The organism is Pseudomonas sp. URMO17WK12:I9, assembly GCF_900230165.1.
In the GTDB taxonomy this organism is placed as follows: Bacteria; Pseudomonadota; Gammaproteobacteria; order Pseudomonadales; family Pseudomonadaceae; genus Aquipseudomonas; species Aquipseudomonas fulva.
In genome coordinates this window covers 282,642-297,169 of sequence record NZ_OCMQ01000001.1, presented here as the reverse complement: position 1 = coordinate 297,169, position 14,528 = coordinate 282,642, and the positions used below count along the sequence as shown (strand labels likewise).

14 protein-coding genes are annotated in these 14,528 nt (G+C 62.9%); 11 read left to right on the top strand and 3 right to left on the bottom strand.

The window, feature by feature from the left end:
- Positions 1-190 precede the first annotated feature (190 nt).
- The gene (locus CRP40_RS01345; protein WP_027915799.1) at positions 191-1,756 is read left to right on the top strand and encodes a beta-1,6-glucan synthase; all 1,566 of its coding nucleotides are present in this window, start codon (positions 191-193) and stop codon (positions 1,754-1,756) included.
- Positions 1,757-1,803: 47 nt separating this feature from the next.
- On the opposite strand, the gene CRP40_RS01340 is transcribed toward CRP40_RS01345, so the two are convergent.
- On the bottom strand, positions 1,804-2,157 hold the full coding sequence (locus tag CRP40_RS01340; protein WP_027915798.1) for a hypothetical protein: 354 nt from the start codon (positions 2,155-2,157) through the stop codon (positions 1,804-1,806).
- A 186-nt stretch (positions 2,158-2,343) separates the two neighbouring features.
- On the opposite strand from CRP40_RS01340, the gene CRP40_RS01335 reads away from it, so the two are divergent.
- Together CRP40_RS01335 and CRP40_RS01330 are read left to right on the top strand one after the other, a co-directional pair.
- Complete coding sequence (locus tag CRP40_RS01335; protein WP_027915797.1) at positions 2,344-3,642, top strand: serine/threonine protein kinase; 1,299 nt, start codon at positions 2,344-2,346, stop codon at positions 3,640-3,642.
- On the top strand, positions 3,635-4,462 hold the full coding sequence (locus tag CRP40_RS01330) for a VacJ family lipoprotein (protein WP_027915796.1): 828 nt from the start codon (positions 3,635-3,637) through the stop codon (positions 4,460-4,462). Before CRP40_RS01335 ends, CRP40_RS01330 begins: the two co-directional genes overlap by 8 nt.
- Before the next feature lie 42 nt (positions 4,463-4,504).
- Here the strand turns inward: CRP40_RS01330 and CRP40_RS01325 are convergent, their stop codons facing one another.
- Positions 4,505-5,440 carry a lipid A biosynthesis lauroyl acyltransferase gene (locus tag CRP40_RS01325; RefSeq protein WP_027915795.1) on the bottom strand — a complete coding sequence of 312 codons (936 nt, stop codon included), beginning with the start codon at positions 5,438-5,440 and terminating at the stop codon, positions 4,505-4,507.
- Positions 5,441-5,551: 111 nt separating this feature from the next.
- Between CRP40_RS01325 and minC the strand changes: the two genes are divergently transcribed.
- From minC to CRP40_RS01295, 7 genes are all read left to right on the top strand, one after another.
- Positions 5,552-6,310: a septum site-determining protein MinC gene (gene minC, locus CRP40_RS01320; RefSeq protein ID WP_027915794.1), complete on the top strand. Its 759-nt coding sequence runs from the start codon at positions 5,552-5,554 to the stop codon at positions 6,308-6,310.
- Between the two features lie 100 nt (positions 6,311-6,410).
- The gene (gene minD, locus CRP40_RS01315; RefSeq protein WP_012313198.1) at positions 6,411-7,223 is read left to right on the top strand and encodes a septum site-determining protein MinD; all 813 of its coding nucleotides are present in this window, start codon (positions 6,411-6,413) and stop codon (positions 7,221-7,223) included.
- A gap of 3 nt (positions 7,224-7,226) precedes the next feature.
- Positions 7,227-7,481 carry a cell division topological specificity factor MinE gene (gene minE, locus CRP40_RS01310; protein WP_009682849.1) on the top strand — a complete coding sequence of 85 codons (255 nt, stop codon included), beginning with the start codon at positions 7,227-7,229 and terminating at the stop codon, positions 7,479-7,481.
- A 149-nt stretch (positions 7,482-7,630) separates the two neighbouring features.
- On the top strand, positions 7,631-8,266 hold the full coding sequence (locus CRP40_RS01305) for an RluA family pseudouridine synthase (RefSeq protein ID WP_027915793.1): 636 nt from the start codon (positions 7,631-7,633) through the stop codon (positions 8,264-8,266).
- Positions 8,267-8,478: 212 nt separating this feature from the next.
- Positions 8,479-9,768, top strand: a complete 1,290-nt coding sequence (locus CRP40_RS01300; protein WP_027915792.1) for a M18 family aminopeptidase — start codon at positions 8,479-8,481, stop codon at positions 9,766-9,768.
- Between the two features lie 142 nt (positions 9,769-9,910).
- Entirely contained in the window at positions 9,911-10,078 is a 168-nt protein-coding gene (locus CRP40_RS21870) for a hypothetical protein (RefSeq protein ID WP_165919273.1), read from the top strand.
- A gap of 44 nt (positions 10,079-10,122) precedes the next feature.
- Complete coding sequence (locus CRP40_RS01295) at positions 10,123-12,276, top strand: mechanosensitive ion channel family protein (RefSeq protein ID WP_027915791.1); 2,154 nt, start codon at positions 10,123-10,125, stop codon at positions 12,274-12,276.
- Positions 12,277-12,329: 53 nt separating this feature from the next.
- On the opposite strand, the gene CRP40_RS01290 is transcribed toward CRP40_RS01295, so the two are convergent.
- Positions 12,330-13,043, bottom strand: coding sequence for a UTRA domain-containing protein (locus tag CRP40_RS01290; RefSeq protein ID WP_027915790.1), 714 nt, complete (start codon positions 13,041-13,043; stop codon positions 12,330-12,332).
- A 325-nt stretch (positions 13,044-13,368) separates the two neighbouring features.
- Here CRP40_RS01290 and CRP40_RS01285 point away from each other — a divergent pair, with 325 nt between their 5' ends.
- Complete coding sequence (locus CRP40_RS01285) at positions 13,369-14,430, top strand: extracellular solute-binding protein (protein WP_027915789.1); 1,062 nt, start codon at positions 13,369-13,371, stop codon at positions 14,428-14,430.
- Positions 14,431-14,528 lie beyond the last annotated feature (98 nt).

Sequence of the window (14,528 nt, the reverse complement as noted above, 5' to 3'; positions counted from 1 at the left end):
ATTCCCTCGTCAGGTCTCGGAGATTCCATCATCTGCCTGCAACCAAGCCAGACCTGATCCAAGTACGACGCCCAGGCGCTCATACGCGACAGCACTGTGCCATTAGCGGCAGCGGCATGAACCTGCCTGCGCGATCCTTGCATGCCAAAGGTTTGGCGCCGGGCTACTATTGACCCTTTTGCCCCCGATGATGGACCGCCCGATGCCCAGTTCCACCCGCCTGCTGACACTTCTGTACACCCTTGCTTGCCTGATCGGTCTGCTTGGGCTCGGCGTGCTCTGGCACGGGCTGGGCAGACCGGTGCACCTGCCCGACGCCGCCAATGCCACGCACAAGCTGCAGTGCGCATCCTATACCCCGTTCGACAAGGACCAGTCGCCCTACGATCAACCCATGCAACTGCGCCCGGCGCGCATGGATGCCGACTTGGCCCTGCTCGCTGAGCGATTCCAGTGCATCCGCACCTATTCGATGAGCGGTCTTGAGGCTATCCCAGCGCTGGCGCGCAAGCATGGACTGAAGGTGATGCTCGGGGCCTGGGTCAATGCTCACCCGGCCGACACCGACCGGGAAGTCGCGCTGCTGATCGCCGCCGCCAATGCCAACCCCGATGTGGTCCGCGCCGTCATCGTGGGTAACGAGACCTTGCTGCGCAAGGAAGTCACCGGCAAACGACTGGCCGAGTTGATCGCGCGGGTCAAGCGCCAGGTAAGCGTGCCGGTCACCTACGCCGATGTGTGGGAGTTCTGGTTGCAGCACCCCGAGATCGCGCCTGAAGTAGACTTTCTCACCATTCACTTGCTGCCGTATTGGGAAGACGAGCCACGGGGCATCGACGATGCGTTGGCCCATGTCGCCGACATACGCCGACAATTCGGCCAGCGCTTCGCGCCCAAGGACATCCTGATCGGTGAAACCGGCTGGCCCAGCGAAGGCAGGCAGCGTGAAACCGCCCTGCCCAGCCGGGTCAACGAAGCGCGCTTCATTCGCGGCTTCGTCGCCATGGCCGAGCACAACGGCTGGCGCTACAACCTGATCGAAGCCTTCGACCAGCCCTGGAAACGCGCCAACGAAGGTGCCGTGGGCGGGTATTGGGGCCTCTACGATGCCGACCGGCAGGACAAGGGCATCCTTGAAGGGCCCGTCAGCAACTTGCCCGACTGGCCCACATGGTGGCTGGCATGCGCGGCGCTGGCGGGGCTGATGCTGTGCATGGCCGGGCGGCCACGCACACGCCGTGGCGCGTGGGCCATGCCAATACTGGCCATGTTCGGTGCGGCGTGCCTGGGCCTGTGGGGCGAGCTGATGCGCAGCCACGCCCGTTTCGCCCCCGAATGGATGTGGGCAGGGCTGTTGGCGGGGTTGAACGTGCTGGTACTGGCCCGGGCACTGCTGCACCTGTCCCAGCCGCAAGGCGTGCGCGGGCGCTGGTCTGCCTGGCTGCAAAGGCGAGCTGGCGGGTTGCTGCTGCTGGGCGGCTTTGCTGCCGCCGTAAGCACGTTGGCGATGGTGTTCGACCCCCGCTACCGCAGTTTCCCCAGTGCCGCGCTGGCCTTGCCAGCCCTGGTGTTCATCCTGTGGCCCGTGCCAGTGCGGCGACGGGAGGCCACCTTTCTGGCAAGTATCATCGGGCTTGGCATACTGCCCCAGCTACTCATCGAGGGGATGAACAGCGGGCAGGCGTGGCGCTGGGCAGCAGTGAGCGCGCTGATGACCGCCGCCCTGTGGCGCAGCCAGAGACTCGGCCGCGCCTGATACCTCTATTTGTCAGCGTCACGGAGCGCCCCCTGGCGGGCGCACGTTTACCTGACCAGGCGCAACCCCGCCAGGACCAATGCGAATACGGCGATGCTCGCGGTATACAGCACCAATGCTGGCACTGCGAACAGCAGGGCAATGCCGGCCAGCCATGTACCGGTCCGCCCCTGTAGCAGCCAGCCAAGCGCTGCCAGGGCCAGCCCGGTCCAGGCCAGGACCTGGTGGTGAATGCCCAACCCCAGCACTGCCCGCATCTTGCACTGCCAATAGGCGGCTGGCTCCGTGCACAACCCCACCCACTGGCCGTCCTCCATCAGTCCATAGCGCACGCCGTAGCTGGCAGCGAGCCAGAGCCCGACGAACATCAGCAGTAGTGCGCCAGGCAGCCTGCGACTCATTGACTTTTCCCACTTGATTGATCAAAAAATCAATGATCGCTTACATCACGGTCTAAGGCAAAATACCTGCCTGCAACACGGTTCAGATAACTGGCACACCAAAGGCCATCACGCCCGGCAACTTTGCCACGGCCCATGTGGTCTTAGCTTGCACACGCGCTACCTTGCGTTCTTTTGGGGGATTACATGCTTCGTTCTTTGCGCCTCGCTGCCGTTCTCGGCAGCCTGCTCATGGCTGTGGCCGCTTCTGCGCGGGATATCGATGCCGCGAGCTATGGCTACCCCCTGACCAACCCGTTCGAGGCGACCATCGCCACGACGCCGCCGGACCAGCGCCCGATGCTGCCCAGCGATGACGAGATCGACCAGTCCGACTACAGCCTCACCTTGCGCCCGGAGCGTGAATTCACGCTGCCGGACAACTTCTGGGCGGTCAAGAAACTCAAGTACCGCATGGCCCAGCAGGACCACGCTGCCCCCTTGATCTTCATCATTGCCGGCACCGGTGCGTCCTACAGCAGCAGCATCAACGAATACCTGAAAAAGCTGTACTACAAGGCCGGCTTCCACGTGGTGCAGCTGTCCTCGCCCACCAGCTACGATTTCATCAGCGCCGCGTCTCGCTTCGCCACGCCCGGCATCAGCCAGGATGACGCCGAGGACATGTACCGGGTGATGCAATCGGTCCGCGCCCAGCACCCTCGCCTGCCGGTGACCGAGTTCTACCTGACCGGCTACAGCCTGGGCGCGCTCGATGCGGCCTTCGTCAGCCACCTGGACGAAACCCGGCGCAGCTTCAACTTCAAGCGTGTGCTGCTGCTCAACCCACCCGTGAACCTCTACACCTCGATCAACAACCTGGACAAGCTGGTGCAGACCCAAGTCAAGGGGATCGACCGCAGCACCACGTTCTATGAGCTGATGCTGGAAAAACTCACGCGCTACTTCCAGGAAAAGGGGTTCATCGACCTCAACGAAGCGCTCTTGTACGACTTCCAGCAGTCGCGCCAGCACCTGTCCAACGAGCAGATGGCCATGCTCATCGGCACCTCGTTCCGCTTCTCGGCCGCCGATATCGCCTTCACCTCCGACCTGATCAACCGCCGCGGCCTGATCATCCCGCCGAAGGTCAAGATCACCGAAGGCACGAGCCTGACGCCCTACTTCAAGCGTGCCTTGCAGTGCGATTTCGACTGTTACATGAGCGAACAGGTAATCCCGATGTGGCGTGCCCGCACTGGCGGGGGCACCATCCTGGAGCTGACCAACCAGGTCAGCCTGTACGCCCTGGCCGATTACCTGCAAAACAGCCCCAAGATCGCCGTGATGCACAATGCCGACGATGTCATTCTCGGCCCTGGCGATATCGGGTTCCTGCGCAAGGTGTTCGGTGATCGCCTGACCCTTTATCCCCATGGTGGCCATTGCGGCAACATCAACTACCGCGTCAACAGTGACGCCATGCTGGAGTTCTTCCGTGGTTAACAAACTGCTCTTTGCCACGGCCCTGCTTGCCGCAGGCCATACCCTGGCCGCCGAGACCGCTCCCCGAGCCAGCGTCATCGAGGCTGATCCGCAGGTGATCGGTACCGCCCCGCTGGCACCGGAAGCCGATGGCTTCCTCGACCCGCTGCGCGAGTTGAAATTCAACCCGGGCCTGGACCAGCGTGAGTTCGAGCGCTCGACCCTCGAAGCGCTGAACGTCTACGACCCGCTCGAGTCGATGAACCGCCGCATCTATCACTTCAACTACCGCCTGGACCAATGGGTGCTGCTGCCGCTGGTCAATGGCTACCAGTACGTCACCCCGCGTTTTCTGCGCAGTGGCGTGACCAACTTCTTCAACAACCTGGGGGACGTGCCCAACCTGTTCAACAGCGTGCTGCAGCTCAAGGCCAAACGCTCGGCCGAGATCACAGCGCGGCTGATGTTCAACACGATCATCGGGGTAGGCGGTTTGTGGGACCCGGCGACCAAGATGGGCCTGCCGCGCCAGAGCGAGGATTTCGGCCAGACCTTGGGCTTCTATGGCGTACCGGCAGGCCCGTACCTGATGCTGCCGCTGTTGGGCCCTTCGAACCTGCGCGACACCACCGGGCTGGTGGTGGATTATTCCGGCGAGCAGGCGATCAATTACCTGGACATGGCCAAAGTCAGCCGCGAGCACCCGGAGTTCTTCGGCCTGCGGGTCATCGACAAGCGCTACACCACCAACTTCCGCTACGGGCAGATGAACTCACCGTTCGAGTATGAAAAGGTGCGCTACGTCTACACCCAGTCGCGCAAGCTGCAGATCGCCGAGTGAGCCGGCAGCGCCACTGCCATTACGGCAGCGGCGCACTCGCTTTCAACGCCCTTTCTTTTCGTACAGCCTTGGGGCCCCGTCCGGTCGGGACTTGAACCGGCGGTGTGCCCACAAGTACTGCTCGGGGCATTCGCGCAGTACCTGCTCGACCCATTGATTGATTCGCAGGCAATCAGCCTCTTCGCTCTCACCGGGGAAATCGCTCAGTGGGGGATGAATCACCAACCGATAACCGCTGCCGTCTTCGAGTCGCTTCTGCGTGAAGGGAATGACCTGGGCGCGGCCCAGGCGCGCAAACTTGGTGGTGGCCGTGACCGTGGCTGCCGGGATCCCGAACAAGGGCACGAACAGGCTTTGCTTGGCGCCGTAGTCCTGGTCGGGTGCGTACCAGATTGCGCGGCCGGCGCGCAGCAGCTTGAGCATGCCCCTGACATCCTCGCGTTCGACGGCCAGTGAGTCCAGGTTGTGCCGTTCGCGTCCGCTGCGCTGGATGAAATCGAACAGGGCATTGCCATGTTCGCGGTACATGCCATCGATGGTGTGACGCTGGCCGAGCAAGGCCGCACCGATTTCCAGGGTAGTGAAGTGCACCGCCATCAGGATTGCGCCCTGCCCCGCCTGCTGGGCGGCCTGCAAGTGCTCAAGCCCCTCGACATGGGCCAGGCGCGCCAACCGCGTCTTGGGCCACCACCAGCTCATGGCCATTTCGAAGAAGGCGATGCCGGTCGAGGCAAAATTGGCTTTGAGCAGCCGTTGCCGTTCGTCCGCCGACAGCTCGGGGAAGCACAGTTCCAGGTTGCGCGCAGCGATACGCCTGCGTTCACCGGCAAAGCGGTACATGATCGCGCCTAACGCCGCACCCAGCTTGAGCAATGCCCGGTACGGCAACTGCACCACCAGCCACAGCAGCCCCAGGCCCAGCCACAGGCCCCAGAACTTGGGATGAAGGAAATAGGGACGAAAACGCGGGCGATCCATTGAAGCTTCCAGCAAGACATGGGCCGCGCATTCTACAACGGATCGGCTCATGTTGCGGGCAACCGGTCTTATCGTTATAAGTCAGGGCACTTTTTCCGCAACAAGCCGTCTATGCAGACCATGAGCCCAAACCACACCCCCGACACCCCCTCCGTGTTCCAGCTCAAGGGCAGCATGCTTGCCATTACCGTTCTGGAACTGGCGCGCAACGACCTTGAAGCCCTCGATCGCCAGTTGGCGGCCAAAGTGGCGCAAGCGCCGAACTTCTTCAGTAACACGCCGTTGGTGCTGGCGCTGGACAAGCTGCCGGCCGGCGAAGGCGCGGTCGACTTGCCTGGTTTGATGCGGATTTGCCGCCACCATGGCCTGCGGACCCTGGCCATCCGCGCCAACCGCATCGAGGACATTGCCGCGGCCATCGCCATCGATCTGCCAGTGCTGCCCCCGTCCGGCGCCCGCGAGCGGCCACTGGAACCCGAGCCCGAGGCCAAGAAACCCGAGCCGGCCCCTGCCCCGCCACCGGTACTCGAACCTGAGGTGCGCCCCACGCGCATCATCACCGCTCCGGTACGTGGCGGCCAGCAGATCTATGCCCAAGGGGGGGACCTGGTGGTCACCGCCTCGGTCAGCCCGGGTGCGGAACTTCTTGCCGATGGCAACATCCATGTGTACGGCGCCATGCGTGGCCGTGCCCTGGCAGGTATCAAGGGCAATACCAAGGCGCGTATCTTCTGCCAGCAGATGACCGCCGAAATGGTCTCCATTGCCGGCCAGTACAAAGTGTGCGAAGACTTGCGCCGCGATCCTTTGTGGGGGGCGGGCGTACAAGTCAGCCTGTCTGGCGACGTGTTGAACATCACCCGTCTTTAACGGATACTTGCCAGCATTTTTAGAGCAACTTTTTTATCGTTGCCGTTATTTCAGTTATTTGCAGGGACTTGCGTCCCGATCATTTTAGGGGTGAAACACCTTGGCCAAGATTCTCGTGGTTACTTCCGGCAAAGGGGGTGTGGGCAAGACCACCACCAGCGCCGCCATCGGTACCGGCCTCGCACTGCGTGGCCACAAGACGGTTATCGTCGACTTCGACGTGGGCCTGCGTAACCTCGACCTGATCATGGGCTGCGAACGCCGCGTGGTGTACGACTTCGTCAACGTGGTCAATGGCGAAGCCAACCTGCAACAAGCCCTGATCAAGGACAAGCGCCTGGAAAACCTGTACGTGCTGGCGGCCAGCCAGACCCGTGACAAGGACGCGCTTACTCAGGAAGGCGTCGAGAAAGTCCTGATGGACCTCAAGGAGCAGTTCGAGTACGTGATCTGCGACTCGCCGGCCGGTATCGAGAAAGGTGCCCACCTGGCCATGTATTTCGCCGACGAGGCCATCGTGGTCACCAACCCCGAAGTGTCTTCGGTCCGTGACTCCGACCGCATGCTGGGCATCCTGTCGAGCAAGTCGCGCCGCTCGGAAAACGGCGAGGAGCCGATCAAGGAGCACCTGTTGATCACTCGCTACCACCCCGAGCGCGTCGTCAAGGGCGAAATGCTGAGCGTGGCCGACGTGGAAGAGATTCTCTCGATCAAGCTCAAGGGCGTGATTCCCGAATCGCAGGCGGTGCTCAAGGCATCCAACCAGGGTATCCCGGTCATTCTCGATGACCAGAGCGATGCCGGCCAGGCGTACAGTGACGCAGTCGACCGCCTGCTGGGCAAAGAGAAGCCGATGCGCTTCATCGATGTACAGAAGAAGGGATTCTTCGAGCGCATTTTCGGGAGCAAATAAACCATGAACCTTTTTGACTTCTTTCGTGGCAGACAGAAACAGACCAGCGCGTCGGTGGCGAAAGAGCGTCTACAGATCATCGTGGCGCACGAGCGCGGACAACGCAGCGAACCGGACTATCTGCCCGAGTTGCAGAAGGAACTGCTGGAAGTGATTCGCAAGTATGTGAACATCGGCAATGACGATGTGCATATCGAGCTGGAAAACCAGGGCAGCTGCTCCATTCTGGAGCTGAACATCACCCTGCCGGATCGCTGATCCGGCCAAGAGCCGGGGCTGCGCTGCAGCCCATTCGCGGCACGAGGCCGCTTCGACAAGGGATCGCGTTCCCCTGTCGGAGCGGCCTTGCCGCATATGGGTTGCGGCACAGCCACGCTTTTTTCTCCCGATTCAACAGAGACCACGCAATGCCGCTGTCCACCCTCCAGATCCTTCACGAAGACGCCGCCATCCTGGTGATCAACAAGCCGACGCTGCTGCTGTCGGTCCCGGGCCGGGCTGACGACAACAAGGATTGCCTGATCACCCGCCTTCAGGAAAACGGCTATCCCGATGCGCTGATCGTGCATCGCCTGGACTGGGAAACCTCGGGCATCATCCTGCTGGCCCGCGATGCCGACAGCCACCGCGAGCTGTCGCGCCAGTTCCATGACCGGGAAACCGAAAAGGCCTACACCGCCCTGTGTTGGGGGCAGCCGGCCCTGGACAGCGGCAGCATCGACCTGCCACTGCGGTATGACCCACCCACCAAGCCACGCCACGTCGTGGATCATGAACAAGGCAAGCATGCGCTGACGTTCTGGCGGGTGGTGGAACGTTGCGGCGAGTATTGCCGTGTGGAGCTGACGCCGATCACAGGGCGCTCGCACCAACTGCGTGTGCACATGCTATCGATCGGCCACCCGCTGCTGGGTGATCGGCTGTATGCCAACCCCCAGGCCTTGGCCGCCCACGAGCGGCTGTGCCTGCATGCATCGATGCTCAGCTTTACCCACCCGGTGTCCGGTGAACGCCTCAGATTCGAGTGCCCGGCACCGTTTTGATGGGGTGTGGCTGTGGCTAGCAGTCCACGAGCGCTGCTGGCCCTGCCCTGACGAGCTGTAATGCGAGCCGAAGCGCTGGGGCCGCAGTGCGGCCTGGAGCCTGCGCTATACCTTCGCAACAACTGTCGCCTGGCCAACCGCACAACCCACAGCCCGACACCGCTCGGCGACTCAATACGCTAAACTCGCGCCACTGCTGTCTGGAGTGAACTATGCGCGATGTACTCAATGCAGGCCTGATCGATTTTCTGAAGGCCTCCCCTACTCCCTTCCACGCTACTGCCAGCCTGGCCCTGCGCCTGGAGGCCGCTGGTTACCAGCGCCTGGACGAACGCGAGAGCTGGTCCGTCGTGTCGGGCGGGCGCTATTACGTCACCCGCAACGATTCCTCGATCATCGCGATCAAGATGGGCAGGCAGGCGCCGCTGCTCAACGGCATCCGCATGGTCGGCGCCCACACCGATAGCCCCTGCCTGCGGGTCAAGCCGCAGCCGGAACTGCAGCGCCAGGGCTTCTTGCAACTGGGCGTGGAAGTGTATGGCGGTGCCCTGCTGGCGCCGTGGTTCGACCGCGACCTGTCGCTGGCGGGGCGGGTCACCTACCGCCGTGACGGCAAGGTGGAAAGCCAGCTGATCGACTTCAAGTTGCCGATCGCCGTCATCCCCAACCTGGCCATCCACCTCAACCGTACCGCCAACGATGGCTGGCATATCAACCCGCAGACCGAACTGCCACCGATCCTGGCCCAGGTGGCCGGTGACGAGCGCATCGACTTTCGCGCCCTGCTGACCGAGCAACTGGCACGCGAGCACCAACTCAACGCCGACGTGGTGCTGGACTACGAGCTGAGTTTCTACGATACCCAGGACGCCGCGCAGATCGGGCTCAATGGCGACTTCATTGCCGGCGCCCGCTTGGACAACCTGCTGTCGTGCTATGCCGGGCTGCAGGCCCTGCTGGCCGCTGACAGCGATGAAACCTGCATCCTGGTGTGCAATGACCACGAGGAAGTCGGCAGCAGCTCGGCCTGCGGCGCCGACGGGCCGATGCTCGAGCAGACGTTGCAGCGCCTGTTGCCCGACGGTGACGCCTACGTGCGCACCATCCAGCGCTCGTTGATGGTCTCGGCCGACAATGCCCATGGCGTGCATCCGAACTACGCCGACAAGCACGACGGCAACCACGGCCCGAAACTCAACGCAGGGCCGGTGATCAAGGTGAACAACAACCAGCGCTACGCCACCAACAGCGAAACCGCCGGCTTCTTCCGCCACTTGTGCATGGCCGAAGAAGTACCGGTGCAGAGCTTCGTGGTACGCAGCGACATGGGCTGTGGCTCGACCATAGGGCCCATTGCGGCCAGTCACCTTGGCGTGCGGACGGTCGACATCGGGCTGCCGACCTTCGCCATGCACTCCATCCGCGAGCTGTGCGGCAGCCATGACCTGGCGCACTTGGTGAAGGTCCTGACAGCGTTCTACCGCAGCCACGACTTGCCGTGAGCCACGCGGGGCGCCGGGGTGCTACACACCCGGCGCCAACAGGCCGCGCTGCTGCACATGGCCGACGAGTCCGCTTCCAGCAGGCCAGGTCGGGGGTTAGCGACTATGCTAAAGGCATGTCTCACTGCAAAGGACTGTCGCCATGTCACCCTTCCTGGCCCTGCTGATTCCCGTCTGCGCATCGCTGTTGTTGCTGACCCTCGGGTTCGGCCTGCGCGAGCGCGATGTTGGCGTGCTGATGATGTGGGTGGGCACCCTGGGCATCTTCGGCCTGACCTGCTGGAAGATCCTGGAGAAACTGCCGTCATAAACCTCTACACTCGGGCAATCGTTTGACCTGAGGTAGATCTGCCCGTGCCTGCCCTTCTGCGTTACCTGTTTGTTGTGCTGTTGCTGTTCATAGGTTCTGCACACGCAGCAGGCCTGCCCGGCCTTCTGGGTTCCAGTGCCCCCGCCCAGCCCGAGGCTTCCGAGCCGCTGGGCAAATCCCTGGACGAGGTGATCAAGAGCCTGGAGAACGACCAGCAGCGTGCCAAACTCCTGGCCGACTTGAAAAAGCTGCGCGACGCTACGCAAAAGTCGCAACCGAGCGTTGAGCAAGGCGTGCTCGGCTTGATCGGTGGCGCCCTGCACGATTTCGAAAAGCAGTTCACCGGGGAAGCCAACCCGTTCCAGCGCTGGGGCATGGAAATCGACCAGGCCCAGGAAGAACTGGCGGCCTTGATGGTGCCCGTTCATCAATGGCCCGCGATCCTGTTCGGCTTTGCTGCGGTTATCGCGGTGTGGAGCGTACTGGCGTTCGCGTTCAACTGGGTGGGCCATCGGGTCCGCCTGCGATTCGGCCTGAGCGAAGAACTGCCCCAGCATCCTCGCACCTGGGACCTGGTCCGCTTCGCCCTGCGCAAGCTGGGCCCCTGGTTGGTCGCGCTGGTGTTCACGGTGTACCTGAGCTTCGTACTACCCCCGTCGCTGGGTAAATCGCTGGCCATGGTGCTGGCGTATGCCCTGGTGGTCGGCACCTGCTTCTCGGCCATCTGCGTGATCGCGTTTTCCCTGCTGGACGGCCCGCACCGCCACCGGGCATTGCACATCCTGCGCCACCGTGCATTCCGGCCCTTGTGGCTGATCGGCAGCTTTGCAGCCTTCGGCGAGGCCATGAGCGACCCGCGCCTCACCGCTGCGCTGGGCATACACCTGGCCCATGGGGTGGCAACCCTGGCCAACGTCGTCGCCGCGGTGTGCACCGGCCTGTTCATCCTGCGTTTTCGCCGGCCGATTGCCCACCTGATTCGCAATCAACCCCTGTCGCGCCGGCTGACGCGACGAACCCTGAGCGACACCATCGAGATCCTGGGCAGTTTCTGGTTCATTCCGGCGCTGATTCTGGTAGCCATCTCGCTGTTCGCCACTTTCGTTTCGGCCGGTGATACCAGCACGGCGCTTCGCCAGTCACTGATGTGCACGGTGCTGGTGGTGGTGTGCATGGTGCTCAATGGCCTCGTCCGCCGCCACGCTGCCAACCCCAAGCGCGCCGGCAAGCGCCATGCGGTGTATGCCGAGCGGCTGCGCAACTTTGGCTACTTGTTGGTCCACCTGTTCATCTGGCTGGTGTTCATCGAACTGGGCCTTCGGGTATGGGGGCTGTCGATGATCAGCTTCGCCGAAGGCGATGGGCATGACATCAGCCTGCGCCTGATGGGCCTGGCAGGGACGCTGATTGTCGCGTGGCTGGTGTGGATCCTGGCGGACACGGCGGTACACCATGCGCTGGTCCGCTCGCGCCGCGGCATGGCCAACGCCCGGGCGCAGACCATGATGCCGTTGATCCGCAACGTGATGTTCGTGTTCATCTTCATCATCGCGGTGATCGTGGCCCTGGCCAACATGGGCATGAACGTGACGCCGCTGCTGGCCGGTGCCGGTGTCATCGGCCTGGCGATCGGCTTCGGCGCCCAGTCGCTGGTGGCCGACCTGATCACCGGGCTGTTCATCATCATCGAGGACTCCCTGGCCATCGACGACTACGTGGATGTCGGCGGCCACCTGGGTACGGTGGAAGGCCTGACCATCCGCACCGTGCGTCTGCGGGACATCGATGGCATCGTGCACACCATTCCTTTCAGCGAAATCAAGAGCATCAAGAACTACTCCCGCGAATTCGGCTATGCGATCTTCCGCGTGGCGATCCCCTACAACATGAACATCGACCAGGCGATCACACTGGTGCGCGAGGTCGGTCAGAAGCTGCGCAGCGATCCGCTGATGCGCCGCAACATCTGGTCGCCGCTGGAACTGCAAGGGGTGGAGAGCTTCGAGTCGGGTTCAGCGGTGTTGCGGGCACGCTTCAAGACGGCGCCGATCAAGCAGTGGGAGGTGTCGCGGGCCTTCAACCTGGCACTCAAGCGCCAGCTCGACGAAGCCGGGTTGGACTTGGCAACGCCCAGGTTGTCGGTGCAGGTGGTAACGGCCGGCGCAGGCGCCATGACACAAACCGAGCCGTCCGGTTGAAGCCGGTTGGCCATGGATCGCGTCCTCGCTGGCGCCCTCAAGAGGCCGCCCGGCTAGCCTGCCTGTGCCCTGATGCAGATGGCGTCATGGCGCCAGTATTCAAGGTCGCAGTCGATCAGTTGCCCCTGCTGGTCGCTGTTGACCCGGGTGATTTGCAGCCCAGGGCTGCCTGCTGACACCTTCAACGCACCGGCCGCCTGCACGGGCAATGCGGTGGGCAGGATCTCGAAGCACACCTGCCCGTAGTGCAGACCGTACTGGCGCGCGTAGATTTCGGTCAATGACTGGGCCAGGTCTTGCTCGAGGATGGCCGGAAAGTAACGCGGGTTGAGGTAGTGCTCGGCGTACAGCACCGCCCTGCCGTCGATGCGCCTGAGCCTGCAGATGCGCACCACACTGGATAACGCCGGCAGTTGCAACCGCTCGCAAATGGCCGCCGACGCCGGCTGCAGCCGAGCCGACAGCAACTCGGTACTGGCGGCCCGCCCCTGCTCACGCACCATTGCATGAAAGTGGCTGCGCGCGATGAGGTCATAGCTCAAGCGTTCGGGGGCGACGAACCAGCCCCGCCGCTCCTCGCGATAGATCAACCCCCTTGCCTCCAACTGCACCAACGCTTCGCGCAGGGTGATGCGCGTGGTGGCGAAGAGTTCGCTGAGCCGGCGTTCGGCAGGCAGCTTGCCGCCAGGCGCCAAAAGGCCGTGTCCGATCTGCTCCTCAAGGGCGTTACAGATGGCTGTTACCGCGCGCGGTGGCATCGGCTGCATCAAAGGTTACCTATCTGGACTAGGCCAGCCCCACTACAGGGCACGGGGCACTGGATACAAGCCTAGGCAGGGCTGATGAACATCCCGTGACAAGACTGCCCGGCTGGTGCTGCCAGAAACGGGCCAGGCCTTGTGAAGCCCCGCTCGCAGGTGGTCTACGCTGTATTGCCAGAGGCCGCGATCAGGCAGCTGGACCTGGGGCTACATCAAATTGTCACGCTACCGGCCTACCTTGGCTCAAGGTTTGCTGACCTAGACCAAGGCTGCAGACAACGGCTTCATACACAACAGCGTTCGGTCGATGCACCCACCCAAGGAGCTACGGATGAAAAAGTTGTTCATGGCGTCACTGCTCGGTTCGGCAATCGCGTTCTGCACGTCGGCCATGGCCGCAGATGACCTCAAGGCACTGGAGGATGCCGCCCGCAAGGAAGGCATGGTCAACAGCGTGGGCATGCCCGACGCCTGGGCCAACTGGAAGGACACCTGGCAGGACCTGGCCAGCAAGTACGGGCTCAAGCACAGCGACACCGACATGAGTTCGGCGCAGGAAATCGCCAAGTTCGAGGCGGAGAAAGACAACGCCAGTGCCGACATCGGCGATGTGGGCGCAGCGTTCGGACCCATCGCCATCGCCAAGGGCGTAAGCCAGCCGTACAAGCCAAGCACCTGGGACCAGGTGCCAGAGTGGGCCAAGGACAAGGACGGCCATTGGGCGCTGGCCTACACCGGCACCATCGCGTTCATCATCAACAAGGACCTGGTCAAGGAGTCAGAGCGGCCCAAGACCTGGCACGACCTGGAGCGCGGCACGTACAAGGTGGCCATCGGTGATGTCGGCACCGCCGCCCAGGCCGCCAATGGTGTGCTGGCCGCCGCCATCGCCTACAAGGGCGATGAGAGCAACGTGGCCCCAGGCCTGCAACTGTTCACCAAGCTGGCCCAGCAAAAGCGCCTTTCTCTGGCTAACCCGACCATCCAGACCCTGGAAAAGGGCGAGGTGGAAGTGGGCGTGGTCTGGGACTTCAATGGCTTGAGCTACCGCGATCAGATCGACCCCAAGCGCTTCGAAGTGCTGATCCCATCGGACGGCTCGATCACCTCGGGCTACACCACCATCATCAACAAGTACGCAAAACACCCCAATGCCGCGAAGCTGACGCGTGAATACATCTTCAGCGATGCCGGGCAGATCAACCTGGCCAAGGGGCATGCACGCCCGATCCGCGCCGAGCACCTGAAGTTGCCGGAAGATGTGCAGGCCAAATTGCTGCCCAACGAGCAATATGCGCCTGCGCAGCCGATCAAGAACGCCGAGGTGTGGGAAGCGACCTCCAAGAAGCTGCCGCAGATGTGGCAGGACCAGGTGATCATCGAGATGGAATGAGGCATGCAGACGGGCCTGCCAGCTGCCACGCTGGCCGTCCCGCCTGTATGGCAGCCCCAGCGAGCCGGCGTCGCGCCAGCAGTAACTCCCCGGCGCGG

Bases quoted from the DNA above. Each gene is read 5' to 3' on its own strand.
- CRP40_RS01345 (WP_027915799.1), top strand. From the start codon at position 191: ATGGACCGCCCGATGCCCAGTTCCACCCGCCTGCTGACACTTCTGTAC.
- CRP40_RS01340 (WP_027915798.1), bottom strand. From the start codon at position 2,157: ATGAGTCGCAGGCTGCCTGGCGCACTACTGCTGATGTTCGTCGGGCTC.
- CRP40_RS01335 (WP_027915797.1), top strand. From the start codon at position 2,344: ATGCTTCGTTCTTTGCGCCTCGCTGCCGTTCTCGGCAGCCTGCTCATG.
- CRP40_RS01325 (WP_027915795.1), bottom strand. From the start codon at position 5,440: ATGGATCGCCCGCGTTTTCGTCCCTATTTCCTTCATCCCAAGTTCTGG.
- minC (WP_027915794.1), top strand. From the start codon at position 5,552: ATGCAGACCATGAGCCCAAACCACACCCCCGACACCCCCTCCGTGTTC.
- minE (WP_009682849.1), top strand. From the start codon at position 7,227: ATGAACCTTTTTGACTTCTTTCGTGGCAGACAGAAACAGACCAGCGCG.
- CRP40_RS01305 (WP_027915793.1), top strand. From the start codon at position 7,631: ATGCCGCTGTCCACCCTCCAGATCCTTCACGAAGACGCCGCCATCCTG.
- CRP40_RS01300 (WP_027915792.1), top strand. From the start codon at position 8,479: ATGCGCGATGTACTCAATGCAGGCCTGATCGATTTTCTGAAGGCCTCC.
- CRP40_RS21870 (WP_165919273.1), top strand. From the start codon at position 9,911: ATGTCACCCTTCCTGGCCCTGCTGATTCCCGTCTGCGCATCGCTGTTG.
- CRP40_RS01290 (WP_027915790.1), bottom strand. From the start codon at position 13,043: ATGCAGCCGATGCCACCGCGCGCGGTAACAGCCATCTGTAACGCCCTT.
- CRP40_RS01285 (WP_027915789.1), top strand. From the start codon at position 13,369: ATGAAAAAGTTGTTCATGGCGTCACTGCTCGGTTCGGCAATCGCGTTC.